Source organism: Pandoraea apista, from assembly GCF_001465595.2.
GTDB lineage: Bacteria > Pseudomonadota > Gammaproteobacteria > Burkholderiales > Burkholderiaceae > Pandoraea > Pandoraea apista.
This window is the reverse complement of sequence record NZ_CP013481.2, coordinates 2330145-2356101: the sequence shown is the minus strand read 5'-3', so window position 1 is coordinate 2356101 and position 25957 is coordinate 2330145. Positions and strand designations below refer to the sequence as shown.

The window sequence follows — 25957 nt, the reverse complement described above, 5'->3', positions numbered from 1 at the left end:
CTCCGGCCCATCGGAACCCTTTCATCAGAAGGAAAGCATCATGGTTGAACTGCACACCAATCACGGCGTCATTCGTATCGAACTCGACGCAGACAAGGCACCGAAGACGGTCGAGAACTTCCTGAATTACGTCAAGAACGGCTTCTACGACAACACCGTTTTCCACCGCGTCATCAACGGCTTCATGATTCAGGGCGGCGGCTTTGAACCCGGCATGAAGCAAAAGCCGACCGAAGCACCGATCGAGAACGAGGCCAACAACGGCCTGAAGAACAACAAGTACACCCTGGCCATGGCGCGCACGAACGATCCGCACTCGGCCACGGCACAGTTCTTTATCAACGTGAGCGACAACGATTTCCTGAACCACAGCGCACCGACGCAGCAAGGCTGGGGCTACGCCGTGTTCGGCAAGGTCGTCGAAGGCCAGGAAATCGTCGACCAGATCAAGGGCGTGAAGACCGGCTCGAAGGGCTTCCACCAGGACGTGCCGGTCGACGACGTCATCATCGAAAAGGCCGTGATCGTCGCGTAAGCGCCGTCACCGTCCACTGCGATATTCGATGCCGGTATCGACTGCGCGGTGCCCGCAATGCCCTGTGACACCACGGGGCGACGGGCCCGCGCTTTTCATTTCCGATCTTCACCTGTCGCCGGCGCTGCCGCGTACGGTGCAAGTCTTCGAGGACTTCCTGCGCGGCCCCGCGCGTGAGGCGTCCATCCTGTTCATCCTTGGCGACCTGTTCGAATACTGGATTGGCGACGACATGCTCGATGTCGATGCGCCGGCCAGTGCGAATACCGACGCCGACTCGCCCACCGCTGCCACCACCGAGCCCCTCGGCGCATTTGCCCGGCGCATGACGGCGGCCATGGCCGAACTGTCGGTGAGCGGCGTGCCCATCGCCGTGATGCGCGGCAATCGCGACTTCCTGCTCGGCGAACGCTTCGCGCGCGCGGCAGGTGCCGTCATGCTCAACGACCCATGCGTTTTCTCGTTTCTCGGGCAAGCACTGGTGCTCAGTCACGGCGACCAGTTATGTACCGAAGACGTCAGCTATCAGCGCTTTCGCCGCGTCGCCCATTCGCCGCCCGGCAAGGCGTTTTTCCTGGCACTTCCGCTGCGATTACGCATGGCCATCGCCAACCGCGTTCGTCGAATCAGCGCTGCCAAGGGCGCGCATCGCCGGGTTTATGCCGATGCCAACGCGAACGCCGTTGCCGCCCTGCTGGACGCCGCCGGTGAGCGCACTCTCGTACATGGGCACACGCATCGCCCGGCAAGACATGCCGATGGGCGTCGCGTGCGTTGGGTACTGCCCGACTGGGAGTTCGACGTCGATCCCCCGCGCGGCGGGTATCTGCAATGGGACGCGCACGGTCTGCGCGCCATCGATCTCGCGCCGTCCGTTACACAAGGCACCTGAGTCCGATAGCCTCCGGACGCAAAACGGCCCGCGCTGACGACGGGCCGTTTTCGTTTTGTTTCGGACGATGCCGACGCCGCCAAGTCGCGCGTCACATATCCTGAATTTCCTTGCCTAGCTTGCGCAATTCGGCGGTGTCGATCTTGCTTGCACCGAGCGCCTCGAGATGGGCGCCAAGCTGGTTGAGCGCCGCCACCATCACGTCGATCTTGTGCGACTGGTCGGTGGCGTTTTCAATCAGTCCGTGGATGGCGAGCGAGACGGGATCGTCGGCGTTGGGCGTGATGCCATAGGCGGAGAATTCCGGCTTGCGTGTATCGCCCTGCGGCTTGGCGTCGCCCCCGTCGCGCGGTGTATCGGGACGGATGATCCGTGCAGGATTACCCACCGCCGTGCCCCCCGCCGGAACGGCCTTCACCACGACCGCGTTCGAGCCGATCTTCGCGCCCTCGCCCACCGTGAAGCCGCCGAGCACCTTGGCCCCGGCCCCGACGATCACGCCCGACTCCAGCGTCGGGTGACGCTTCGCGCCACGCGACAACGACGTACCGCCCAGCGTGACACCCTGATAAATCGTGCAATCGTCGCCAACCACTGCCGTCTCGCCGATGACAACGCCCATGCCATGATCGATGAAAACACGCCGGCCAAGCGTGGCACCGGGATGAATTTCAATGCCTGTGAGAAAGCGGGCGTATTGCGAAACGTAGCGGCCCAGCCACTTGAAGCCGGCGGTCCAGCAGCCGTGCGCCACACGGTGCAGCATCACTGCATGCAAGCCGGGATAGCAGGTGAAGACTTCCCAGTTGCTGCGGGCTGCGGGGTCCTTTTGCCGAATGGCGGCAATGTCTTCGCGAAGATGGGTAAACATGAGCCTGTCGATCCTGTCGTGTGCGTCCGGCCGTCTTGGGGCGGATCGTTGCGTAATTATCGGGAAGCGTGTCGACCGACGCGGGCGGACGACACGAGAGCACATGGCTTCACCGCCGAATCTTGCGCTCGAGAATGTGTTTCGCGATACCGCGCAGAATGTTGACTTCCTCGCGCTCCAGATGACTCTTCGCGAACAGCCGGCGCAGACGCGTCATCAGCTTCTTCGGATTATCGGGATCAAGGAAATCGAGGTCGACAAGCGCGCGCTCCAGGTGCAAGAGCATGCCTTCGACGTCGTCACGTGTCGCGAGCGCCTCGTGGGCCTGGGTATCCAGGGTATCCAGCGCCGACGGTTGCGATGCCAGCGCAGCCGAGGCCGCGATGGAAACAGGCGCCTCACCACGCTCGCGCATCAGACACGCCATCCGCAGCTCGTAGGCGATCAACTGCACCGCCTGCGACAGATTGAGCGAGCTATACACCGGGTTGGCCGGAATATGAACGAGGGCGTTGCAACGCTCAACATCGGCATTCGACAGGCCCGTACGCTCGCTGCCGAACACAAACGCCACCGCCTCGCCCTGCCCCGCGTGCTGCACGGCCATTGCCGCACTCTCACGCGGCTCGGCATTGGGCGGGCCGTATTCGCGCGAGCGCGCCGAAAGCGCAACTGCCCAGCTCACGCCCTGCAACGCCGTATCAAGATCGGGCACGACACGCGCGTTTGCCAGCACGTCGTCTGCACCGCTCGCGAGCGCCACGGCCTCCGGATCGCGCAGGACATCCGCGCCCGCACGCGGCGCCGCCAGCACCAACTGGCCGAAGCCCATCGTCTTGATCGCGCGCGCCGCCGACCCGACGTTGCCGGGGTGGCTCGTCTCGTTGAGCACGAAACGCACTTGATCGAACAGCGTTGACGTGGGAGTAGCAGCAGATTGGGACGATTGGGGCATGAGACAGCGGCGATGAGAGTCGAGCGGCAGTGGGCAGCACCGCAGCCCCCCCGAAAGGTAATGCATCGGCAGGCGGCAAGCGGCGAACGTCGCTATTTTGCCCTGAATTGCGAGCGCTGCGTGGCGTCGTGCCGGTCCGCCACCTCGAACAGCGCCTCGACCGAAAAAGGGTCAGAAGATAAAGACGACGCAGCGCACGGGCCGGGTTTTTGCTAAAATACGCGTTTTCGTCTCCGCAAACGAGCCGCCACCCTGTGCGCGGCGCTTGCGGGGCATCGCTCTTGCTCAATTTGTTCGCTTTGTCTGCCACGCCTGCCGGCCGGCCCAGAAGGGGTCGCGCGTACCGTCGGCGATGGCCTTAACAGGAATCTGTCATGCAGCATCCCATGCTCAATATCGCGGTGAAGGCCGCGCGCCGCGCCGGCAACATCATCAGCCGCGCTTCTCTCGACATCGACACTGTCAAGGTCAGCAAGAAGCAGCACAACGACTTCGTGACGGAAGTGGACAAAGCGGCCGAGCAAGCGATCATCGAAACCCTCCTGCAAGCGTATCCGGACCACGCCATCCTCGCCGAAGAATCGGGCGAAGAGCACGGCAAGTCGGGTTCGGAATACCAGTGGATCATCGATCCGCTCGACGGCACCACCAACTTCATTCACGGCCTGCCCTACTACTGCACGTCGATCGCTCTCGCGCACAAGGGCATCGTCTCGCAAGCCGTAATTTACGATCCGACCCGCAACGAACTCTTTACCGCCTCGCGTGGCCGTGGTGCGTTCCTCGACGGCAAGCGTATTCGCGTGTCGCGCCGCGATCGTCTGGCCGACGGCCTGATCGGCACCGGCTTCCCGTTCCGCGACCTGCAAGGCGTTGAGAACTACCTGAAGATGTTCGGCACGATGACCGAGCATTGCGCCGGCATCCGCCGTCCGGGCGCTGCGGCACTCGATCTGGCGAACGTCGCCGCCGGCCGCATGGACGGCTTCTTCGAGCAAGGTCTGAATCCGTGGGACATGGCCGCAGGCAGCCTGCTGATCACCGAAGCCGGTGGTCTCGTGGGCAATTACACCGGTGAATCGGATTTCCTGTTCGAAGGCGAAATCCTGGCGGGCAACCCAAAGATCTACGCACAGATGGTCAAGCTGCTCGAAGGCTATTCGCGCGCCAAGCGTCCGGCCCCGTCGGCACGCGCCAGCGCCGTTGCAGCACAGGACGGCGCGCAGTCGTAAGCCCTGACAGGGGGCATGGCGGCCCCTGTAAAAAAAACCCCGGCGATGCTCAGGCATCCCGGGGTTTTTTGTTTCCGGCCGCCGCCACTGGCAACCCCGGAAAGCCTCATGCGTGACGCTTCACGCGCCCAGACGCGCCAGCACCGTATCGCGGCCGAGCAGTTCGAGCACGGCGTCGATAGCGGGCGTGTGTGTCGTGCCAACCACGAGCAGACGCACCGGCATCGCGAGTTGCGGCATCTTCATGCCATGCTGCGCGAGCGTGGCCTTGAAGGCCGGCGAAATCGCCTCCTTCTTCCACTCGGGCAGCGCAGCCAGTGCGGCGGCCAGATCCTTCACCGCCGCGCGTGCGGCATCCGTCATGTGCTGGGTCAGATCAGCGTCCGACGGCACGGGCTTGCGGTAGAACATTTCGGCGCTTTGCGCGATGTCCTTAATCGTGTTCGCACGGTCTTTGAACAGCCCAACCACCCCCGCGAGCGACGCTCCCCCCTCGATCGACACGCCCGCCTTTTGCAGGAACGGCTCGGTCAACCCGGCCAGGCGCTCATTGTCCGCTTGCTTCAGATACTGGTTGTTCAGCCACAGCAGCTTTTCGGGATTGTGCTGTGCCGGCGACTTGCCCAGGTGTTCCAGATCGAACCACGCGACGAACTGCTCACGCGTGAAGACTTCGGCGTCGCCGTGCGCCCAGCCCAGGCGCGCCAGATAGTTCACCACGGCTTCCGGCAGGAAACCCTCTTCGCGATACTGGACCACACTCATCGCACCGTTGCGCTTGGACATCTTCTCGCCCTGGTCGTTGAGCACCGTGGGCAAGTGCGCATAGACCGGCGGCTGCTTGCCGAGCGCTTCGAAGATGTTGATCTGACGCGGCGTGTTGTTCACATGGTCGTCGCCGCGAATCACATGCGTGATGTCCATATCGATGTCATCGACCACAACGCAGAAGTTGTACGTCGGGGTGCCGTCCGGACGCGCGATCACGAGATCGTCGAGTTCCTCGTTCGAGATCTCGATACGGCCCTTGACAGCGTCTTCCCACACCACGCTGCCGCTGAGCGGGTTCTTGAAGCGCAGCACCGGTTGCACGCCAGCGGGCGGCTCGGGCAGCACCTTGCCCGGCTCGGGACGCCAGCGGCCGTCGTAACGCGGCTTCTCGCCACGCGCACGTTGCTGTTCGCGCAACGCGTCGAGTTCTTCCACGCTCATGTAGCACGGATAGATGTGACCGGCGTCCTTCAGTTGCTCAAGCACTTCGCGATAGCGATCCATGCGCTGCATCTGGTAGAACGGGCCTTCGTCGTAGTCGAGGCCGAGCCATTCCATGCCTTCGAGAATGACCTGCACGGCTTCCGGGGTCGAGCGCTCGAGATCGGTGTCTTCGATGCGCAGCACGAACGTGCCTTGATTGTGACGCGCGAAGGCCCACGGATAGAGAGCGGAACGGATGTTGCCCAGATGGATGAATCCGGTCGGGCTAGGCGCAAAGCGGGTGCGGACAGTGGTCATGGTTTGGCTTCGGTGCATCGCGTCGGCAACAAACAAAAACGCCCGCGGCGGAGGGTCTCGCGCAGGCGGGTCGCCAACATTTGGAAGCCATCATTATATCAGCCGAGTGCGTGCATTCGCGGCACAGTCCGAGAGCGGCATCGGAATTTCCCGTCATCCGCATCGGACGCCGCTCCCGCGCGCGTCCGATGCGGTCCCGAGAACTCGGAAATTTGCAGCGCGATCAGGCGCCGGGCCGCCAGCGTCAGAGCTTGGCGAGCGAGACCTCGGTGGCCTTGACGAGGGCCACGACTTCCGAACCGACGTCCAGACGCAGTTCGTCGATCGAGCGTGTGGTGATTACCGAGGTGACGATGCCGCTCGGCGTTTCGACGTCGACTTCGGACAAGACCGGGCCGCGCAGGATTTCGCGAATGCGGCCTTTGAACTGGTTACGGACGTTGATGGCAGTGATACCCATGATGAACTCCTGTGTTCGGAAAAAACTTCGGAAAAACGAATGAACGGATGACGTCAGACTGCCCAGCGCACCGTCGCCGCCGGCCACAGCGGCTCGGGGGCGGGAACATGGGCGCTCGCCGACGGTTCGGTTTGGAGCACACGCGCGAGTACCTGGGCCTCAAGTCCGGCAAACTCGACACTGCCGCGAGCGCGTGGACGCGCCAGCGACACCGGTTGATCAAGACCTAACTGGCCCTGCTCGATGAGCACTACGCGATCGGCCAGCGCTACCGCCTCCTGCACATCGTGCGTGACCAGCAATGCCGTGAAGCCATGGGCACGCCACAGACGTTCGATCAGCGCGTGCATCTCGATGCGCGTAAGTGCGTCGAGTGCGCCGAGCGGTTCGTCCAGCAATAGCAAATCGGGTTGATGCACCAGGGCGCGTGCCAGTGCTACTCGTTGGCGCTGACCGCCCGACAGTTGGCTGGGCCAATCGTTGGCGCGCTCGGCCAATCCGACTTCGCCCAGTACTTCCAAGGCCTTGGCGTGCGACGATTTCGGCAGCCCGAGGGCGACGTTCTCCAGCACCGTGCGCCACGGCAGCAGACGCGCATCCTGGAACATGATGCGGGTGGACACCGCGCCGGACGCGCCACTGAGCGCGTGTCCGTCGAGCGCAATACGCCCCGCGTCGGGTGTCTCAAGGCCCGCGATCAGCCGCAGCAGCGTGGACTTGCCGCAGCCGCTTCGCCCCACGATGGCGGCAAACCCACCTCGCGGAATCGCCAGCGAAAAATCCGAGAGCACCGAGCGTGTACCGTAGCGCTTGCCCACGCCGTCGATGCGCAGACCGCCGCCCGTCGATGCCGGAGCCTCCACCTCACTTGCAGGAGGCACCACTTTAAGATTCGTCCCCTGCGCCGTACGCGATACCGCGTGGGCGGTAATGCCCCTACCGAGCGGCAGTTGCGTGCCGAACGGGTCGGCTTGCGGATCGAGCGGCACGCGGCCCGTGGCGCGTTGCTCCGCCTTCCATTCGGCTTCAATGTCGACGCCCGCGACCGGGGCCAATTGTTGTGCGCTCATGCGACGGCTCCTCGTTGAAAGGCCGGATGCCAACGCAACCAGCGAAATTCCAGTTCTTTGGCCAGCACGTCGGCCAGCTTGCCCAGCAACGCGTACAACAGAATCCCCACGAGCACGATGTCGGTCTGGAGGAACTCCCGGGCGTTCATCGTCAGATAGCCGATACCCGATTGCGCCGAGATGGTTTCCGCCACGATCAGCGTCACCCACATCAGGCCCAGCGAGAAGCGCACGCCCACCAGAATCGACGGCAGCGCGCCCGGCAGAATCACGTCGCGATACAGGGCCCAGCCCCGCAGACCGTAACTGCGCGCCATTTCGACGAGCGCCGGGTCGACAGCACGAATGCCCGCGTAGGTGTTCAGGTACATCGGGAAAAACACGCCGATGGACACCAGAAACAGCTTGGCCTTTTCGTCAATGCCGAACCACAGGATCACGAGCGGGATGAGCGCCAGATGCGGGATATTGCGCAGCATCTGAAACGAGGAATCGAGCGCCGTTTCCGCCACTCGCGACAAGCCGGTCAACATGCCCAGCAGCAGACCGAGGCCGCCACCGATCAGAAAGCCGATCACTGCGCGGCCGGTCGACACGCCAATGTCGCGCCAGATCTGACCGCTGACAGCAAGTTGCCAGGCGGCGTCGACCACGGCTGACGGCGCGGGCAATACCCGCGTCGACAGCCAGCCCTCCTGCGCGGCCAACTGCCAGAGCGCGACCAGCACGATAGGCACCGCCCACGGGGCAAGCCGTCTCGCTGCCGTGCGCCAATAGCGTTGCAGCGTGCCACCGCCACTGACAACGGGGATCGTGGCTGTGGCGTCGGTCGCGGTCGTTTGCAAGGTGGTTTGCGTCATGCGAATTTCTCCCCGAGGCCCTACGGCCCCGCTTCTCTTCAAATCGTGGTGAGACGGGTTCGATGCCGTATAGCGTTCAGCTTTGTGACGCCCTTGGCACGAGGTTGTTGGCCATGACCTCGCCGATCGGCCCCGAGAGCGAGACATTGCCCAGCCGCTCGCGCACGTTGCGAGGCAGATGCGGGAACACCAGTTCGGCGAAACGGTAGGCCTCTTCGAGGTGCGGATAGCCCGACAGAATGAAGGTGTCGATGCCCAGATCGGCGTACTCACGCAAACGCTGCGCCACCGTCGGTCCATCGCCCACGAGCGCCGTGCCTGCGCCGCCGCGCACGAGCCCCACGCCCGCCCACAGATTGGGGGCGATCACGAGCTTGTCGCGACGCCCGCCGTGCAGCGCCGCCATGCGCCGCTGGCCTTCCGAGTCCATCTTGGCGAACTGCGTCTGCACGCGCGCAATGGTTTCGTCGTCGAGCTTGCTGATGAGGGCATCGGCCGCGCGCCACGCTTCGTCTTCCGTCTCCCGCACGATCACATGCAAACGCAGGCCGAAGCGCAACGTGCGTCCGAGTTTGGCGGCGCGCGCACGCACGTCGGCAATCTTCTCGGCCACGTCGGCAAGCGGTTCGCCCCAAGTCAGATAGACGTCGAGTTGCTCGGCGGCGATCTGGCGCGCCACCTCCGACGAGCCGCCGAAATAAAGCGGCGGATACGGCGTTTGCACCGGCGGGAAAAACAGTTTCGCCCCCTTCGCCCGCAGATGTTTGCCTTCGAAATCGACGCTCTCACCATGGTGCGATTTCTCGAACAGCGAACGCCAGATGCGCAGAAATTCGTCGGTCACGGCGTAGCGCTCGGCATGATCGGCAAAGAAGCCGTCGCCTTCCAGTTCGCCCGCATCGCCGCCTGTGACAACGTTGATCAACAACCTGCCCCCCGATAGGCGATCGAACGTCGAAGCCATGCGTGCCGTCAGCGCGGGCGAAGCGATTCCCGGACGAACGGCGACGAGAAATTTCAGATTCCGGGTGGCACCGATGAGGCTCGATGCCGTCACCCAGGCGTCTTCGCAAGAGCGCCCGGTGGGCAGCAAAACCCCCTCGTAGCCCAGCGAATCCACGGCGCTGGCGATCTGCCGCGCGTAATCGAAATCAAATACGCGTCCGCCGTCGGACGTTCCCAGATAGCGTGTATCGCCGTGTGTCGGAATGAACCAGAAGACTTGCATGTGAGCTCCGGGGATCAGGCGGCGAGCGTTGCCCGGGCCGCAGCGGAGCGCGCCGCTGCGGCAGCGGTAGCAGCGGTGGCCGGCCACTGACGAATCACTTCGCGTTCATGCAGCCACTGCGAAAGCTGATCGACCGTGGTACCCAGACGTTGGGCAATCGGCGCATCGAGCGTGGCGCCATCTTCCTTCGGCACCTGCTGGTCGACGGCAAACACGCCACGCAAAATATGTTGCGCCCCGAGTGCGGAAAGCACCGGCTTGAGTGCGTAATCGAGCGCGAGCAAGTGCGCGGGACTACCGCCCGTGGCAAACGGCGCGACCAGCTTGTCGGCCAGTCCGTCTTGCGGGAGCACATCGAGGAAGGCTTTGAGCAGGCCACTGTAGGCAGCCTTGTATACGGGTGTCGCAACCACCACGGCCTGCGCACCGGCGACTTGCGCGAGCGCATGGCGAAGGTCGTCGTGCGACGTGTCGGCGGCGAGCAACGCTGCGGGCGAGAGCGCGCGAATATCGATGCGACGCACCGCGATGCCGGCCGCAGCCAGTTCAGTTTCGACAAAACGCAGCAACCGGGCGCTGCGCGAGGCGGCCGACGGGCTGCCCGAGATCGTGACGGCGTATATCATACTTCCCTGCCAAAGAGGGGCCGCACGCGTGCTGCTACGCTGGCCCTGAGAAATTGAAGCGCACCGGGCCCGCTCCCGTCCGGCAAGCGGTTCGCGCGGTGCCGGCCGGAGCAGTCCCGGCCACTGGAGAACCAGTGTAGCGATCCGCTCCGCGCGCCCGAACCAATGAATCCGGGATTGCTTTGCGCGTTTTTTCATAACCTGAAGTCATGCACCTTCCGCGCCTTATTCCCCAGAACGGTGCTAACGTCTGATTCCCGAGCGTTTGCCGTCACCCGATCATGTCTGCCCCGATTCTCGAACTGCGCGAGTACCGTCCGACCGACAGCACCGACACGCACGACTTTCATCAGGTCGTGATCGGGCTATCGGGGCGCATGTCGATTTCGCTGGATGGCCATGCCATGCAGTTTGGCCGCGTTGGGGCACGCAACGGCGTGGTGATTCCGGCGGGAGTGCGGCACGACTATCGGGGAGACGGTCCGAATCGGCAGGTCGTGCTCGACGTGCCCTCACACCTTGCCGCCAAGACCGGCACCGAACGAGCGTTCGCACACGAGGCGTTTTTCGCGCTTGATACCAAGCTGCTGGCGCTGGTCCGGCGAGTCAGTGCGAATGCGCGAGACGGACTCCCGCTGAGCGGCAACGATCCGGTCGTTCGCGAGTGGCTCAACGCCCTTACGGCAAGGCTGGCACCGACGCGCCCCGCGTTGCGTTCGGTGCGGCTGGATCTGGCGCGTATCGACGCGCGGCTGCAAGCCGAACTGTCCACGCCGCTTGACACGGCGACGCTGGCACAGGACGCCGGCATGAGCGTGCGGCACTTTCACGATTGCTTCGTTGCGATGACCGGAGAGACACCTCACCGGCATCTGATGCGCCTCCGGCTCGCGCGCGCGGCGTCGCTGCTCACGCAGAGCGACGCGACGCTCGCCGACATCGCGCTCGACGTTGGTTTCAACGACCAGAGCGCCCTCACCCACGCCTTTCGCCGGCAATACGGTCAAACGCCTGCGGTCTGGCGCCGCGAGCACACCGGGTGCGACTGATCCGGCAGCCCCCTCGTACTGTACGAGCCGGCCGCCGTCTGCCGAAATTCACAAGCCGGATGCGGCGACAACCGGCTACGCTTTGCGCCTATTCATCCGTCGACAAGGACAAAGGAACCGGATATGGCCGAGACCATCGAGTGGCAGGACTTCGAGAAAATCGATTTACGCGTGGGGACGATTGTGGCGGCCCGCGTCAATGAGAAAGCGAAGAAGCCCGCTTATGTGCTGGAAGTCGATCTGGGGGCATTGGGCGTGAAAACCTCCAGCGCACAGATCACCGTGCACTACACTCCGGAGGCGCTTGTCGGCAGACAAGTGCTGTGCGTTTGCAATTTCGCCCCCAAACGCATTGCCGGCGTTGCCTCGGAAGTGTTGGTGACCGGCTTTGCCGACGCCTCTGGCGCGATCGTGCTCGCGGGAGTGGAACGCGCCGTCCCCAACGGCGCACGTCTGCACTGAACTGAACTAACTGCCAGGCGCCACGAAGCCTGTTGCCTGCCATCGCCCCACGGCAGGCCACTGGGCGAGACGATCGTTCCCGAATACTGAACAATTCGTCCGAAGATCTTCGGACGCATGACACCAAATCCCCAATCTTTGGTCGAATTCCGACGCCGGCCGAACCGATCTGCCGGTCATCGACAGACACGCCACGACGCGCGCGAAGTTTTGGGGGACACGATCTTGAAATCACTGCTTTACCGCCTTTGTCTCGGACTGGGCGGACTCACCCTGTTCTGGGCGTTTGGCATGCTCGGCGCCAGCGAATACGGCAAGAGTGCGGCGCTCATGGTAACTGCACTGCCCGGACTCGCAGGTCTATGCCTGTTGCTGCGCGCACGGGCGGTGTGGCTGAGCGTCACCACGCTCGGCGTCATCGCCATCTTCTTTCTCGACGCCGCGACCAAGGGATTCTTGCGCGATTACTTTGGTCTGCGTCCGAACCATCTGTTGGTGTTACAAGCGGTGTTCAACACCAACCCATCGGAAGCCGGCGAGTTCTTCCGTCACCACTGGCGCGACATCGCCGAGGCGAGCACCGTCTTCGCGATACTGATGTCGGCCGTTGTCGTGCTGGAGCACCGACTGTCGAGAACCGAGGCCGCGAGTTCTCCGCCGTTGCTGCGCCGCAGCGGCAAGATCGCCGTTGTCAGCTTGCTCACGGGCTTTCTCGCACTGCATCTGAATCCGACCATGGCCAAAGAGAACCCACTGCTCTACTGGCCCATTCGCTATCTCGACTATCAGGGGCAGTTGGCTCACGCCGGCAAGCTGCAACGAGAACTCGAGCAAAACATGGCCCAGCGCGCGGACTGGCGCGTGCAGTATCTCGGGCCTGAGCGCAAGACTGTCGTATGGGTGATCGGCGAGAGCCTGAACCGCAACAACATGTCGCTCTATGGCTATGCGCGCAACACCACGCCCATGCTCAACTCGATGCGCAACGACCTCACTGTGTTCCGCGACGTGGTGTCGTCCGCGCCGGCAACGATGGCTTCACTCATGAAGATGCTCACGCCGGCGAGCCTCGAAGATCCCGAGGGCTGGATGCGTCAGCCCGATCTCATCATGCTTGCCCGGGAAGCCGGATATCGCACCTATTGGATCTCGAATCAGGTGCCTAACGACGGCTGGCTCGGACTGGTCGCCAATCGCGCCGACGAGCGGGTATTCATCAACAAGGGGTTCGGGCGCGGCGAGAACAATTTCGACGGCAATCTGCTGCCGCCCTTCGATGCCGCGCTCGCGAGCGACGCACCTCGCAAGCTCATCATCGTACATTTGCTGGGGGCGCACCCGACCTACGATATGCGCTACCCGGAGGAGTTCGCGCGCTTCGACAACACCGACGATACCGTGATGGCCGATCTGGAGGCACAAGGGCGCTCGCTGTGGGTGCGACGTTTGCGCAACGAGTACGACAACGCCATTGCGTACAACGATTACGTGGTCGCCAATCTGATTCGCAAAACGATGTCGGCGACGGCATCGACCGACGCCAGTCTGCTGTTCAGTGCCGATCATGCGCAGGAAGTCGGCCACACGCGCAATCACACGGGGCAATCTGTCGCCGATGCGTCGGGCTATGAGATTCCCATGCTCGTCTGGACAAAAGACACGATCGATTCGCAAACACGCGCAACGCTCGAATCGCGGCCGTACCAGACAGACCAGATCGAACACACCATGCTCGGCATGCTCGATATCGACTCGGCGTACTACGACGCTTCGCACGATGTGCTGAGCGACGCGTTCCGGCCGCAGCCGCGCAGCATCAACGGGCAAGCCTACTGAGGCGAGCCCGCGTTGGCGTTCGAATTCAAGCGCAAGGCGCGGTCAGCAGCCATCTCACGCCATGCGCGCTGCACATTGCGGCGAGCGCTTCGTAGCGTGCGGCGCGTGCCGCGCCCTCGACACCCTGACGCGCGTCGCGCGGCACATTCACTCGCTGCGCTTCGAAGACGAAGCCACGCAAACGGGCCTCGCGCTCGCATACGACAAGCCACTCGTCAGCGCGTTCGGACAATCCGTGATGAATGTGGATGGCCAACGGCTGCGCGACCGGCTCACCCGCTTCGCGACGCGTCTGAACCCAGTGCGCCAGCGCATCGAGCAGCACCATCGAATCGAGCCCGCCGCTCAGTGCGAGGGCAAAGGGAGCCAGTGCCGATGCATTGCCGGGGCCGACGTCTGTGACGTGCGCCGCCAGCGCCAGACGCAAAGCGACGTCCACATGTGCAACTGCCGCGTCGCATCGGGCAGATGCGAGCGCGGCAGCAGAAGAATCGTGATGAGGCATCGGATTCGGCGTCATCGCCACAACGGGCGATGACGCGATAACGGACGCATTACTTCGCGCCGGCTTCCTTGAATTTGCCATAGCTCATCAGGCGCTCGAAGCGGCGTTCGAGCAGCTCCTTGTGGCTGATGCCCTGGAACTGGCGCAGCGAGTCGGCCAGCGCACGCTTGAGCATGCCGGCCATGCCGAGCGGGTCGCGATGCGCACCGCCCAACGGCTCGTTGACGATCTTGTCGATCAAGCCCAGCGCCTTCAGGCGATGCGCCGTCAGACCGAGCGCTTCGGCAGCTTCGGGCGCCTTCGCGGCACTCTTCCACAGAATCGACGCGCAGCCTTCCGGCGAAATCACCGAGTACGTCGAGAACTGCAGCATCATGACCGTATCGGCCACGGCAACCGCCAGCGCACCGCCCGAACCGCCTTCACCGATGATCGTGGTGATAATCGGCGTCTTGAGTTCGGCCATCACGTACAGGTTGTGACCGATGGCTTCCGACTGACCACGCTCTTCGGCGTCGATCCCCGGATACGCGCCTGGCGTGTCGACGAACGTGAAGACGGGCAAACCGAATTTCTCGGCAAGCTTCATCAGGCGCATGGCCTTGCGATACCCCTCGGGGCGCGGCATGCCGAAGTTGCGCAGCGCGCGTTCCTTCGTGTCGCGACCCTTCTGGTGACCAATCACCATGCAGGCCTGACCATTGAAACGGGCCATGCCACCCACGATGGCGTGATCGTCCGAGAAGTTGCGATCGCCGTGCAACTCGTGGAAGTCGGTAAAGATGTCGCGAACATAGTCGAGCGTGTAGGGACGCTGCGGATGACGCGAAATTTGCGAAACCTGCCAAGGAGACAGGTTCGTGTAGATGTCCTTGGTGAGCTGCTGGCTCTTCTTCGAGAGGCGCTCGATCTCTTCGGAAATGTCGACGGCTGAATCGTCCTGCACGAAGCGCAGCTCTTCAATCTTCGCTTCGAGTTCGGCGATCGGCTGTTCAAAATCCAAAAAGGTGTTCTTCATCCGGTTTCCCCGGAAATGCGGCAGCGTATTGTACCGCCGGCAACGTCTACCCGGTCGAGATAGACAACTTTCATTGCCACCCGACCCGCAATAGCCGTCAATAATTACTGGATGAGACGGATTGGACGCGGATTATACGTCCTCGGCGGAACAATCAGTATTCCACCGGCACCGGTTCGAGACTGCGCCACATGTACCAGGTGGCGACGGAGCGCCAGGGCTCCCAATTGGCGGCCACTTCCCGCGCTTCACTGCGCGTGACGGGCTCGCCGCTGAAATAGTTGACGCTGATGGCGTTGATCAGCCCGACGTCGTCGAGCGGCAGTACGTCGGGGCGCATCAGGTTGAACATCAGGAACATTTCGGCCGTCCAGCGACCGATGCCGCGAATGCCGGTCAACTCGGCGATAACGGCCTCGTCGTCCATGCTTGCCCAGGCGTCGACGTGGAGCGCCCCCGATTTGAAGTGCGTAGCCAGATCGAGAATGTACTCGGCCTTGCGGCGCGAGAGCCCGCAACCGGCGAGCGCGTCATGCCCGGCCTTGATGAACTGTGCCGGCGTGAGCTTCGGACAGATGGCGACCACCCGGTCCCACACGGCCTGCGCCGCTTTCACGGAGATTTGCTGACCAACGATCGATCGCGCGAGCGTGACGAACGGTTCGCCGCGGCCGGTCAGATGTGCCGGGCCGAACTGCGGAATCAGCTTCTTGAGAATACGATCGCGCTTCATCAGATCGGCACAGGCCTGGTCCCAGAAGCCGGGGCGCGTTGCCCCCGCCGCCACCGGCAACGGCACAACACCGGTCACGACCTGCTCGACGATCTCGTGATCGATGCGCTCGATCTCCGGCGTGACGATACGCGTCTCGCCGTCGCGCTTGGCGATGAGGCGACGCGAGGTCGCAGCGGCCGAGGTCGCCGACTTGGCGGTCGTGGAGGACGTGGAGGGCGAAGCGGCCTTCGCCTTCGCCGGCGCCTTGCGCGCGACCTTCGCCCCGGTCTTCGGCGCCGCTTTCTGCGCAGCCTTTTGCGCCACCTTCGACGCCGCTGTCGGCGCGACCTTGCGAGCGGCCCCGGCCTTCACCGTTTTTTCCGCCGTCTTGGCGGCGCCGGTCTTGCCACCGGCCTTGACGGCAGTCGTCCTGGCGCCGGTCGCCTTGACCGGCGCCCGGCGAGCCCCTTCGCCTGCCGGCGTCGCCGATTTGGCGGGTTTCGCCGCCTTCTGCACCGTCTTCGCCGCAGCGGATTGGGTCGCAACCTTAGCGGCCGCGGATTTACGAGTCACCATGAGATTTGCCTCGATGCGCCGCGCTCAGGCACGACGCCATTCGGTGGCGCCTCCGGGACGGTCTTCCAGCACGATACCTTCGGCCAACAGTTCGGCACGAATGCGATCGGCCTCGGCGAAATTGCGTTCGCGCTTGGCTTGGGCACGCGCCTCGATGCGCGCTTCGACAGAGATACGCAATGCGTCGCTATCGCCCCCCTCGTCGCCCCCCATCGCCCCTTGCAGGAACGATTGCGGATCGCGCCCGAGCAAGCCAAGCGTCCCGGCAAGCCCCTGCAACTGGCGCACGAGCACCGGATCGCGCTGCTTGTTGATCTCACCGGCGAGTTCGAACAACACGGCAATCGCCACCGGCGTATTGAAGTCGTCGTTCATTGCGGCAGCAAAGCGCTGCGCGTACGGTTCGTTCCAGTCGAGCGGCGCACCATCGCCCACCGCGTCCTTGAGCGCCGTGTACAGGCGTGTGAGACCGCCGCGCGCGTCATCCAGATGCGCATCGCTGTAGTTGAGCGGGCTGCGGTATTGGGCACGCAAAATGAAAAAGCGCACAACTTCCGCATCGAACTTCGCCAGCACTTCACGAATCGTGAAGAAGTTGCCGAGCGACTTGGACATCTTCTCGTTGTCCACGCGCACGAAGCCGTTGTGCATCCAGTAATTCACGAACGTCTCGCCCGTGGCGCCTTCGCTTTGCGCAATCTCGTTCTCGTGATGAGGAAATTGCAGGTCGGCCCCGCCGCCGTGAATATCGAAGTGATTCCCGAGCAACTGGCAGCTCATCGCCGAGCACTCGATATGCCAGCCCGGACGGCCTGCGCCCCAGGGCGAGGCCCACTTCGATTCCTCAGGCTCGGTCTCTTTGGCGCGCTTCCACAACACGAAATCGAGCGGGTCCTGCTTCGCGGTATTGGCGGCAACGCGCTCGCCGGCGCGCAAATCCTCGATGGACTTGCCCGAGAGCTGGCCGTAACCGGAGAACTTGCGCACAGCGTAGTTCACGTCGCCGTCGTCTGCCTGATAGGCGTAACCGTTGCGTTGCAACGTGCCGATCATGTCGACCATCTGCGGAATGAAGTCGGTCGCGCGCGGCTCGTGATCGGGGCGCTGCACGCCGAGTGCGTCGGCATCCTCGTGCATTGCCGCGATGAAACGCGTCGTCAGCTCGCGCATCGTCTCGCCGTTCTCGACGGCGCGCTTGATGATCTTGTCGTCGATATCGGTAATGTTGCGCACGTAGGTCACCTGGTACCCAAGCGTACGCAGCCAACGCTGCACCATGTCGAAAACCACCATCACGCGCGCATGCCCGATGTGACAGTAGTCATACACCGTCATACCGCAGACATACATGCGGACTTCGCCGGGAACGAGGGGTACGAACGGCTGTTTGTCTCGCGCTAGCGAGTTGTAGACACGGAGTGAATCCATAGATAAGCGCTTGACCGGGCGGCAACAGCGCCGGACGCTGCGACGATGTTCTCAAGGACGTCACGGACTTTGTGACGAGAGCAACATCGCGAGGCGGGCTGCGCGCCGTGCGGTAGAAAAAACGAACCTGCGAACCGCATCCACCGCCACTACGAGAAATGGCGCGGGCCGGGCGCAGGTGTTTTGTTAGAATGCGGCCGAGTATAGCATCTCTTGCGCACCTCTCAGGTATCCCAAGCACCCACTATGACGCAACGAAGCCGGTCACTTTTGTCCCCCGCAACGCGCCTTGTCTCCCGACTTCGCCCGGTCGCCGCTGCCACACGCAGCGCCCGTGCGCTGGCGCTCGCGGGCGCCACCCTTGGCCTCGCGGGCACGTTGTTTGCGCTGCCCGCCGGTGCACAGGCCATTATCGATCCGCCGCCGCCCGCCCAGTTGCAAACGCCTCAGCAAGCCAGCGAATCGGCCATCAACAAACTGGTCGAGGCCGGCAAGTTCAGCGACGCGCTGACGAAGATCGACGCCCATCTCAAGCAATATCCGCGCGACGCGCAGGTGCGCTTCACACGCGGACGCGTGCTCATGGAAATGGGCCGTAATGCGGAAGCCATCGACGCCTTCACCGCGCTCACGCAAGACTTCCCGGAACTGCCCGAGCCGTACAACAACCTCGCGGCGCTGTACGCGCAGGCCGGAGAGTACGACAAGGCACGCGCCGCGCTCGAGAATGCGATTCGCAACAATCCGAGTTTCGCCGTCGCCTACTCGAACCTTGGCGACGTGTACGCCAAGCTGGCCCAACAGGCGTATCAGAAAGCACTCAAGCTCTCGCCGACGGCACGCGTGTCGAACCGCGAGAAAATCCTGTCGAACATGCTTGCCCCGCAACGCGCCGCGCCCGTGAGCCAGACGCCGTCGCCGGCCAAGGCCAGCGACGATGCGTCGCTCAAGAATGTCGGCAAGTCAGGTAACTAAGACGCTTAGCGCCTTCCTTAGCACCGAATTCCCATTGCATACGGAGACACGCATGTCCTTTCCGAATCGCCTGCGTCGTGCGCTGCTCGGCAGCGTGATCGCTGCGGCCGCCCTGTCGGGCACGAGCCTGTCCGCGCTCGCACAGACCATCCAGCCGCAGGTGCAGTTCAAGACGTCGGCCGGCAACTTCGTGGTCGAACTCAACCCGAAGGCCGCCCCGAAGACGGTCGAGAACTTTCTGCAATACGTCAATAGTGGCTTTTACAACGGCACGATCTTCCACCGTGTCATTGGCAATTTCATGATTCAGGGCGGCGGTTTCACGCCCGAGATGAACGAAAAGACCACGCGCGCACCGATTCCCAGCGAATCGCAAAACGGTCTGAAGAACGTGACGGGCGCCATTGCCATGGCACGGACATCGAACCCGAACTCCGCGACCGCGCAATTCTTCATCAATGTGAAGGATAATGCGTCACTGGATTACCCCAGCCCGGACGGCTACGGCTACACGGTATTCGGTAAGGTGGTGTCCGGCATGGATACGGTCGAGAAGATCAAGGGCGTTGCCACGACCCGCAAGGGCATGTACCAGGACGTACCGGTCACGCCGGTCGTGATCGAATCGGCCAGCGTCGTCAAGCGCTGAAATCCTCCGGCCCATCGGAACCCTTTCATCAGAAGGAAAGCATCATGGTTGAACTGCACACCAATCACGGCGTCATTCGTATCGAACTCGACGCAGACAAGGCACCGAAGACGGTCGAGAACTTCCTGAATTACGTCAAGAACGGCTTCTACGACAACACCGTTTTCCACCGCGTCATCAACGGCTTCATGATTCAGGGCGGCGGCTTTGAACCCGGCATGAAGCAAAAGCCGACCGAAGCACCGATCGAGAACGAGGCCAACAACGGCCTGAAGAACAACAAGTACACCCTGGCCATGGCGCGCACGAACGATCCGCACTCGGCCACGGCACAGTTCTTTATCAACGTGAGCGACAACGATTTCCTGAACCACAGCGCACCGACGCAGCAAGGCTGGGGCTACGCCGTGTTCGGCAAGGTCGTCGAAGGCCAGGAAATCGTCGACCAGATCAAGGGCGTGAAGACCGGCTCGAAGGGCTTCCACCAGGACGTGCCGGTCGACGACGTCATCATCGAAAAGGCCGTGATCGTCGCGTAAGCGCCGTCACCGTCCACTGCGATATTCGATGCCGGTATCGACTGCGCGGTGCCCGCAATGCCCTGTGACACCACGGGGCGACGGGCCCGCGCTTTTCATTTCCGATCTTCACCTGTCGCCGGCGCTGCCGCGTACGGTGCAAGTCTTCGAGGACTTCCTGCGCGGCCCCGCGCGTGAGGCGTCCATCCTGTTCATCCTTGGCGACCTGTTCGAATACTGGATTGGCGACGACATGCTCGATGTCGATGCGCCGGCCAGTGCGAATACCGACGCCGACTCGCCCACCGCTGCCACCACCGAGCCCCTCGGCGCATTTGCCCGGCGCATGACGGCGGCCATGGCCGAACTGTCGGTGAGCGGCGTGCCCATCGCCGTGATGCGCGGCAATCGCGACTTCCTGCTCGGCGAACGCTTCGCGCGCGCGGCAGGTGCCGTCATGCTCAACGACCCATGCGTTTTCTCGTTTCTCGGGCAAGCACTGGTGCTCAGTCACGGCGACCAGTTATGTACCGAAGACGTCAGCTATCAGCGCTTTCGCCGCGTCGCCCATTCGCCGCCCGGCAAGGCGTTTTTCCTGGCACTTCCGCTGCGATTACGCATGGCCATCGCCAACCGCGTTCGTCGAATCAGCGCTGCCAAGGGCGCGCATCGCCGGGTTTATGCCGATGCCAACGCGAACGCCGTTGCCGCCCTGCTGGACGCCGCCGGTGAGCGCACTCTCGTACATGGGCACACGCATCGCCCGGCAAGACATGCCGATGGGCGTCGCGTGCGTTGGGTACTGCCCGACTGGGAGTTCGACGTCGATCCCCCGCGCGGCGGGTATCTGCAATGGGACGCGCACGGTCTGCGCGCCATCGATCTCGCGCCGTCCGTTACACAAGGCACCTGAGTCCGATAGCCTCCGGACGCAAAACGGCCCGCGCTGACGACGGGCCGTTTTCGTTTTGTTTCGGACGATGCCGACGCCGCCAAGTCGCGCGTCACATATCCTGAATTTCCTTGCCTAGCTTGCGCAATTCGGCGGTGTCGATCTTGCTTGCACCGAGCGCCTCGAGATGGGCGCCAAGCTGGTTGAGCGCCGCCACCATCACGTCGATCTTGTGCGACTGGTCGGTGGCGTTTTCAATCAGTCCGTGGATGGCGAGCGAGACGGGATCGTCGGCGTTGGGCGTGATGCCATAGGCGGAGAATTCCGGCTTGCGTGTATCGCCCTGCGGCTTGGCGTCGCCCCCGTCGCGCGGTGTATCGGGACGGATGATCCGTGCAGGATTACCCACCGCCGTGCCCCCCGCCGGAACGGCCTTCACCACGACCGCGTTCGAGCCGATCTTCGCGCCCTCGCCCACCGTGAAGCCGCCGAGCACCTTGGCCCCGGCCCCGACGATCACGCCCGACTCCAGCGTCGGGTGACGCTTCGCGCCACGCGACAACGACGTACCGCCCAGCGTGACACCCTGATAAATCGTGCAATCGTCGCCAACCACTGCCGTCTCGCCGATGACAACGCCCATGCCATGATCGATGAAAACACGCCGGCCAAGCGTGGCACCGGGATGAATTTCAATGCCTGTGAGAAAGCGGGCGTATTGCGAAACGTAGCGGCCCAGCCACTTGAAGCCGGCGGTCCAGCAGCCGTGCGCCACACGGTGCAGCATCACTGCATGCAAGCCGGGATAGCAGGTGAAGACTTCCCAGTTGCTGCGGGCTGCGGGGTCCTTTTGCCGAATGGCGGCAATGTCTTCGCGAAGATGGGTAAACATGAGCCTGTCGATCCTGTCGTGTGCGTCCGGCCGTCTTGGGGCGGATCGTTGCGTAATTATCGGGAAGCGTGTCGACCGACGCGGGCGGACGACACGAGAGCACATGGCTTCACCGCCGAATCTTGCGCTCGAGAATGTGTTTCGCGATACCGCGCAGAATGTTGACTTCCTCGCGCTCCAGATGACTCTTCGCGAACAGCCGGCGCAGACGCGTCATCAGCTTCTTCGGATTATCGGGATCAAGGAAATCGAGGTCGACAAGCGCGCGCTCCAGGTGCAAGAGCATGCCTTCGACGTCGTCACGTGTCGCGAGCGCCTCGTGGGCCTGGGTATCCAGGGTATCCAGCGCCGACGGTTGCGATGCCAGCGCAGCCGAGGCCGCGATGGAAACAGGCGCCTCACCACGCTCGCGCATCAGACACGCCATCCGCAGCTCGTAGGCGATCAACTGCACCGCCTGCGACAGATTGAGCGAGCTATACACCGGGTTGGCCGGAATATGAACGAGGGCGTTGCAACGCTCAACATCGGCATTCGACAGGCCCGTACGCTCGCTGCCGAACACAAACGCCACCGCCTCGCCCTGCCCCGCGTGCTGCACGGCCATTGCCGCACTCTCACGCGGCTCGGCATTGGGCGGGCCGTATTCGCGCGAGCGCGCCGAAAGCGCAACTGCCCAGCTCACGCCCTGCAACGCCGTATCAAGATCGGGCACGACACGCGCGTTTGCCAGCACGTCGTCTGCACCGCTCGCGAGCGCCACGGCCTCCGGATCGCGCAGGACATCCGCGCCCGCACGCGGCGCCGCCAGCACCAACTGGCCGAAGCCCATCGTCTTGATCGCGCGCGCCGCCGACCCGACGTTGCCGGGGTGGCTCGTCTCGTTGAGCACGAAACGCACTTGATCGAACAGCGTTGACGTGGGAGTAGCAGCAGATTGGGACGATTGGGGCATGAGACAGCGGCGATGAGAGTCGAGCGGCAGTGGGCAGCACCGCAGCCCCCCCGAAAGGTAATGCATCGGCAGGCGGCAAGCGGCGAACGTCGCTATTTTGCCCTGAATTGCGAGCGCTGCGTGGCGTCGTGCCGGTCCGCCACCTCGAACAGCGCCTCGACCGAAAAAGGGTCAGAAGATAAAGACGACGCAGCGCACGGGCCGGGTTTTTGCTAAAATACGCGTTTTCGTCTCCGCAAACGAGCCGCCACCCTGTGCGCGGCGCTTGCGGGGCATCGCTCTTGCTCAATTTGTTCGCTTTGTCTGCCACGCCTGCCGGCCGGCCCAGAAGGGGTCGCGCGTACCGTCGGCGATGGCCTTAACAGGAATCTGTCATGCAGCATCCCATGCTCAATATCGCGGTGAAGGCCGCGCGCCGCGCCGGCAACATCATCAGCCGCGCTTCTCTCGACATCGACACTGTCAAGGTCAGCAAGAAGCAGCACAACGACTTCGTGACGGAAGTGGACAAAGCGGCCGAGCAAGCGATCATCGAAACCCTCCTGCAAGCGTATCCGGACCACGCCATCCTCGCCGAAGAATCGGGCGAAGAGCACGGCAAGTCGGGTTCGGAATACCAGTGGATCATCGATCCGCTCGACGGCACCACCAACTTCATTCACGGCCTGCCCTACTACTGCACGTCGATCGCTCTCGCGCACAAGGGCATCGTCTCGCAAGCCGTAATTTACGATCCGACCCGCAACGAACTCTTTACCGCCTCGCGTGGCCGTGGTGCGTTCCTCGACGGCAAGCGTATTCGCGTGTCGCGCCGCGATCGTCTGGCCGACGGCCTGATCGGCACCGGCTTCCCGTTCCGCGACCTGCAAGGCGTTGAGAACTACCTGAAGATGTTCGGCACGATGACCGAGCATTGCGCCGGCATCCGCCGTCCGGGCGCTGCGGCACTCGATCTGGCGAACGTCGCCGCCGGCCGCATGGACGGCTTCTTCGAGCAAGGTCTGAATCCGTGGGACATGGCCGCAGGCAGCCTGCTGATCACCGAAGCCGGTGGTCTCGTGGGCAATTACACCGGTGAATCGGATTTCCTGTTCGAAGGCGAAATCCTGGCGGGCAACCCAAAGATCTACGCACAGATGGTCAAGCTGCTCGAAGGCTATTCGCGCGCCAAGCGTCCGGCCCCGTCGGCACGCGCCAGCGCCGTTGCAGCACAGGACGGCGCGCAGTCGTAAGCCCTGACAGGGGGCATGGCGGCCCCTGTAAAAAAAACCCCGGCGATGCTCAGGCATCCCGGGGTTTTTTGTTTCCGGCCGCCGCCACTGGCAACCCCGGAAAGCCTCATGCGTGACGCTTCACGCGCCCAGACGCGCCAGCACCGTATCGCGGCCGAGCAGTTCGAGCACGGCGTCGATAGCGGGCGTGTGTGTCGTGCCAACCACGAGCAGACGCACCGGCATCGCGAGTTGCGGCATCTTCATGCCATGCTGCGCGAGCGTGGCCTTGAAGGCCGGCGAAATCGCCTCCTTCTTCCACTCGGGCAGCGCAGCCAGTGCGGCGGCCAGATCCTTCACCGCCGCGCGTGCGGCATCCGTCATGTGCTGGGTCAGATCAGCGTCCGACGGCACGGGCTTGCGGTAGAACATTTCGGCGCTTTGCGCGATGTCCTTAATCGTGTTCGCACGGTCTTTGAACAGCCCAACCACCCCCGCGAGCGACGCTCCCCCCTCGATCGACACGCCCGCCTTTTGCAGGAACGGCTCGGTCAACCCGGCCAGGCGCTCATTGTCCGCTTGCTTCAGATACTGGTTGTTCAGCCACAGCAGCTTTTCGGGATTGTGCTGTGCCGGCGACTTGCCCAGGTGTTCCAGATCGAACCACGCGACGAACTGCTCACGCGTGAAGACTTCGGCGTCGCCGTGCGCCCAGCCCAGGCGCGCCAGATAGTTCACCACGGCTTCCGGCAGGAAACCCTCTTCGCGATACTGGACCACACTCATCGCACCGTTGCGCTTGGACATCTTCTCGCCCTGGTCGTTGAGCACCGTGGGCAAGTGCGCATAGACCGGCGGCTGCTTGCCGAGCGCTTCGAAGATGTTGATCTGACGCGGCGTGTTGTTCACATGGTCGTCGCCGCGAATCACATGCGTGATGTCCATATCGATGTCATCGACCACAACGCAGAAGTTGTACGTCGGGGTGCCGTCCGGACGCGCGATCACGAGATCGTCGAGTTCCTCGTTCGAGATCTCGATACGGCCCTTGACAGCGTCTTCCCACACCACGCTGCCGCTGAGCGGGTTCTTGAAGCGCAGCACCGGTTGCACGCCAGCGGGCGGCTCGGGCAGCACCTTGCCCGGCTCGGGACGCCAGCGGCCGTCGTAACGCGGCTTCTCGCCACGCGCACGTTGCTGTTCGCGCAACGCGTCGAGTTCTTCCACGCTCATGTAGCACGGATAGATGTGACCGGCGTCCTTCAGTTGCTCAAGCACTTCGCGATAGCGATCCATGCGCTGCATCTGGTAGAACGGGCCTTCGTCGTAGTCGAGGCCGAGCCATTCCATGCCTTCGAGAATGACCTGCACGGCTTCCGGGGTCGAGCGCTCGAGATCGGTGTCTTCGATGCGCAGCACGAACGTGCCTTGATTGTGACGCGCGAAGGCCCACGGATAGAGAGCGGAACGGATGTTGCCCAGATGGATGAATCCGGTCGGGCTAGGCGCAAAGCGGGTGCGGACAGTGGTCATGGTTTGGCTTCGGTGCATCGCGTCGGCAACAAACAAAAACGCCCGCGGCGGAGGGTCTCGCGCAGGCGGGTCGCCAACATTTGGAAGCCATCATTATATCAGCCGAGTGCGTGCATTCGCGGCACAGTCCGAGAGCGGCATCGGAATTTCCCGTCATCCGCATCGGACGCCGCTCCCGCGCGCGTCCGATGCGGTCCCGAGAACTCGGAAATTTGCAGCGCGATCAGGCGCCGGGCCGCCAGCGTCAGAGCTTGGCGAGCGAGACCTCGGTGGCCTTGACGAGGGCCACGACTTCCGAACCGACGTCCAGACGCAGTTCGTCGATCGAGCGTGTGGTGATTACCGAGGTGACGATGCCGCTCGGCGTTTCGACGTCGACTTCGGACAAGACCGGGCCGCGCAGGATTTCGCGAATGCGGCCTTTGAACTGGTTACGGACGTTGATGGCAGTGATACCCATGATGAACTCCTGTGTTCGGAAAAAACTTCGGAAAAACGAATG

Annotated in this window: 27 protein-coding genes; 11 read left to right on the top strand and 16 right to left on the bottom strand. The window is 63.2% G+C overall.

What is annotated here, in order from left to right:
* The first annotated feature begins 40 nt into the window (after positions 1–40).
* Both AT395_RS10970 and AT395_RS10965 read left to right on the top strand, forming a co-directional pair.
* Positions 41–535 (top strand): peptidylprolyl isomerase, encoded by a 495-nt coding sequence (locus AT395_RS10970; protein ID WP_042115516.1) that lies wholly within the window; start codon positions 41–43, stop codon positions 533–535.
* Between the two features lie 64 nt (positions 536–599).
* Complete coding sequence (locus AT395_RS10965; RefSeq protein ID WP_048629239.1) at positions 600–1427, top strand: UDP-2,3-diacylglucosamine diphosphatase; 828 nt, start codon at positions 600–602, stop codon at positions 1425–1427.
* 91 nt (positions 1428–1518) lie between these two features.
* Here AT395_RS10965 and cysE (AT395_RS10960) read toward each other — a convergent pair whose 3' ends face one another.
* Both cysE (AT395_RS10960) and AT395_RS10955 read right to left on the bottom strand, forming a co-directional pair.
* Positions 1519–2298: a serine O-acetyltransferase gene (gene cysE / locus AT395_RS10960; protein WP_042115514.1), complete on the bottom strand. Its 780-nt coding sequence runs from the start codon at positions 2296–2298 to the stop codon at positions 1519–1521.
* Positions 2299–2407: 109 nt separating this feature from the next.
* Complete coding sequence (locus AT395_RS10955) at positions 2408–3253, bottom strand: RNA methyltransferase (protein ID WP_042115513.1); 846 nt, start codon at positions 3251–3253, stop codon at positions 2408–2410.
* 374 nt (positions 3254–3627) lie between these two features.
* On the opposite strand from AT395_RS10955, the gene AT395_RS10950 reads away from it, so the two are divergent.
* The gene (locus AT395_RS10950) at positions 3628–4485 is read left to right on the top strand and encodes an inositol monophosphatase family protein (RefSeq protein ID WP_042115512.1); all 858 of its coding nucleotides are present in this window, start codon (positions 3628–3630) and stop codon (positions 4483–4485) included.
* 120 nt (positions 4486–4605) lie between these two features.
* Here the strand turns inward: AT395_RS10950 and gltX (AT395_RS10945) are convergent, their stop codons facing one another.
* The 6 genes from gltX (AT395_RS10945) to ssuE form a co-directional block, all read right to left on the bottom strand.
* Positions 4606–5997, bottom strand: a complete 1392-nt coding sequence (gene gltX, locus AT395_RS10945; protein WP_042115511.1) for a glutamate--tRNA ligase — start codon at positions 5995–5997, stop codon at positions 4606–4608.
* 244 nt (positions 5998–6241) lie between these two features.
* Positions 6242–6457 (bottom strand): TOBE domain-containing protein, encoded by a 216-nt coding sequence (locus AT395_RS10940; RefSeq protein ID WP_010807342.1) that lies wholly within the window; start codon positions 6455–6457, stop codon positions 6242–6244.
* 53 nt (positions 6458–6510) lie between these two features.
* Entirely contained in the window at positions 6511–7527 is a 1017-nt protein-coding gene (locus AT395_RS10935) for an ATP-binding cassette domain-containing protein (RefSeq protein WP_082164809.1), read from the bottom strand.
* On the bottom strand, positions 7524–8387 hold the full coding sequence (ssuC, locus tag AT395_RS10930; RefSeq protein ID WP_082164808.1) for an aliphatic sulfonate ABC transporter permease SsuC: 864 nt from the start codon (positions 8385–8387) through the stop codon (positions 7524–7526). Before ssuC ends, AT395_RS10935 begins: the two co-directional genes overlap by 4 nt.
* Before the next feature lie 76 nt (positions 8388–8463).
* Entirely contained in the window at positions 8464–9615 is a 1152-nt protein-coding gene (gene ssuD / locus AT395_RS10925; protein WP_042115510.1) for an FMNH2-dependent alkanesulfonate monooxygenase, read from the bottom strand.
* Between the two features lie 14 nt (positions 9616–9629).
* Positions 9630–10241 carry an NADPH-dependent FMN reductase gene (ssuE, locus tag AT395_RS10920; protein WP_048629238.1) on the bottom strand — a complete coding sequence of 204 codons (612 nt, stop codon included), beginning with the start codon at positions 10239–10241 and terminating at the stop codon, positions 9630–9632.
* A 281-nt stretch (positions 10242–10522) separates the two neighbouring features.
* On the opposite strand from ssuE, the gene AT395_RS10915 reads away from it, so the two are divergent.
* The 3 genes from AT395_RS10915 (at position 10523) to AT395_RS10905 (ending at position 13588) form a co-directional block, all read left to right on the top strand.
* Positions 10523–11290: an AraC family transcriptional regulator gene (locus tag AT395_RS10915; protein WP_042115508.1), complete on the top strand. Its 768-nt coding sequence runs from the start codon at positions 10523–10525 to the stop codon at positions 11288–11290.
* Positions 11291–11413: 123 nt separating this feature from the next.
* Positions 11414–11752, top strand: a complete 339-nt coding sequence (locus AT395_RS10910) for a tRNA-binding protein (protein ID WP_042115507.1) — start codon at positions 11414–11416, stop codon at positions 11750–11752.
* A 225-nt stretch (positions 11753–11977) separates the two neighbouring features.
* A complete protein-coding gene (locus tag AT395_RS10905; protein WP_048629302.1) occupies positions 11978–13588 on the top strand; it encodes a phosphoethanolamine transferase in 1611 nt (536 codons plus the stop codon).
* 25 nt (positions 13589–13613) lie between these two features.
* On the opposite strand, the gene AT395_RS10900 is transcribed toward AT395_RS10905, so the two are convergent.
* The 4 genes from AT395_RS10900 to cysS all read right to left on the bottom strand — a co-directional run bounded on the left by AT395_RS10900 (position 13614) and on the right by cysS (position 17830).
* Positions 13614–14027: a PP-loop family protein gene (locus AT395_RS10900; protein ID WP_167370727.1), complete on the bottom strand. Its 414-nt coding sequence runs from the start codon at positions 14025–14027 to the stop codon at positions 13614–13616.
* Between the two features lie 115 nt (positions 14028–14142).
* Entirely contained in the window at positions 14143–15111 is a 969-nt protein-coding gene (locus tag AT395_RS10895) for an acetyl-CoA carboxylase carboxyltransferase subunit alpha (RefSeq protein WP_042115519.1), read from the bottom strand.
* Positions 15112–15265: 154 nt separating this feature from the next.
* Entirely contained in the window at positions 15266–16402 is a 1137-nt protein-coding gene (locus tag AT395_RS10890) for an endonuclease III domain-containing protein (RefSeq protein WP_048629240.1), read from the bottom strand.
* A gap of 24 nt (positions 16403–16426) precedes the next feature.
* A complete protein-coding gene (gene cysS / locus AT395_RS10885) occupies positions 16427–17830 on the bottom strand; it encodes a cysteine--tRNA ligase (RefSeq protein ID WP_042115517.1) in 1404 nt (467 codons plus the stop codon).
* A 270-nt stretch (positions 17831–18100) separates the two neighbouring features.
* On the opposite strand from cysS, the gene AT395_RS26285 reads away from it, so the two are divergent.
* The 4 genes from AT395_RS26285 to AT395_RS10865 all read left to right on the top strand — a co-directional run bounded on the left by AT395_RS26285 (position 18101) and on the right by AT395_RS10865 (position 20885).
* A complete protein-coding gene (locus AT395_RS26285) occupies positions 18101–18805 on the top strand; it encodes a tetratricopeptide repeat protein (RefSeq protein WP_052765560.1) in 705 nt (234 codons plus the stop codon).
* Positions 18806–18857: 52 nt separating this feature from the next.
* Entirely contained in the window at positions 18858–19454 is a 597-nt protein-coding gene (locus tag AT395_RS10875) for a peptidylprolyl isomerase (RefSeq protein WP_376738383.1), read from the top strand.
* A gap of 44 nt (positions 19455–19498) precedes the next feature.
* Positions 19499–19993, top strand: coding sequence for a peptidylprolyl isomerase (locus AT395_RS10870; protein WP_042115516.1), 495 nt, complete (start codon positions 19499–19501; stop codon positions 19991–19993).
* 64 nt (positions 19994–20057) lie between these two features.
* Entirely contained in the window at positions 20058–20885 is an 828-nt protein-coding gene (locus AT395_RS10865) for a UDP-2,3-diacylglucosamine diphosphatase (RefSeq protein WP_048629239.1), read from the top strand.
* Positions 20886–20976: 91 nt separating this feature from the next.
* Here AT395_RS10865 and cysE (AT395_RS10860) read toward each other — a convergent pair whose 3' ends face one another.
* Both cysE (AT395_RS10860) and AT395_RS10855 read right to left on the bottom strand, forming a co-directional pair.
* Positions 20977–21756 carry a serine O-acetyltransferase gene (cysE, locus tag AT395_RS10860; RefSeq protein WP_042115514.1) on the bottom strand — a complete coding sequence of 260 codons (780 nt, stop codon included), beginning with the start codon at positions 21754–21756 and terminating at the stop codon, positions 20977–20979.
* 109 nt (positions 21757–21865) lie between these two features.
* On the bottom strand, positions 21866–22711 hold the full coding sequence (locus tag AT395_RS10855) for an RNA methyltransferase (protein ID WP_042115513.1): 846 nt from the start codon (positions 22709–22711) through the stop codon (positions 21866–21868).
* Positions 22712–23085: 374 nt separating this feature from the next.
* On the opposite strand from AT395_RS10855, the gene AT395_RS10850 reads away from it, so the two are divergent.
* Positions 23086–23943: an inositol monophosphatase family protein gene (locus tag AT395_RS10850; RefSeq protein ID WP_042115512.1), complete on the top strand. Its 858-nt coding sequence runs from the start codon at positions 23086–23088 to the stop codon at positions 23941–23943.
* Positions 23944–24063: 120 nt separating this feature from the next.
* Here AT395_RS10850 and gltX (AT395_RS10845) read toward each other — a convergent pair whose 3' ends face one another.
* Together gltX (AT395_RS10845) and AT395_RS10840 are read right to left on the bottom strand one after the other, a co-directional pair.
* Positions 24064–25455, bottom strand: coding sequence for a glutamate--tRNA ligase (gltX, locus tag AT395_RS10845; RefSeq protein WP_042115511.1), 1392 nt, complete (start codon positions 25453–25455; stop codon positions 24064–24066).
* Positions 25456–25699: 244 nt separating this feature from the next.
* On the bottom strand, positions 25700–25915 hold the full coding sequence (locus AT395_RS10840; RefSeq protein ID WP_010807342.1) for a TOBE domain-containing protein: 216 nt from the start codon (positions 25913–25915) through the stop codon (positions 25700–25702).
* Positions 25916–25957 lie beyond the last annotated feature (42 nt).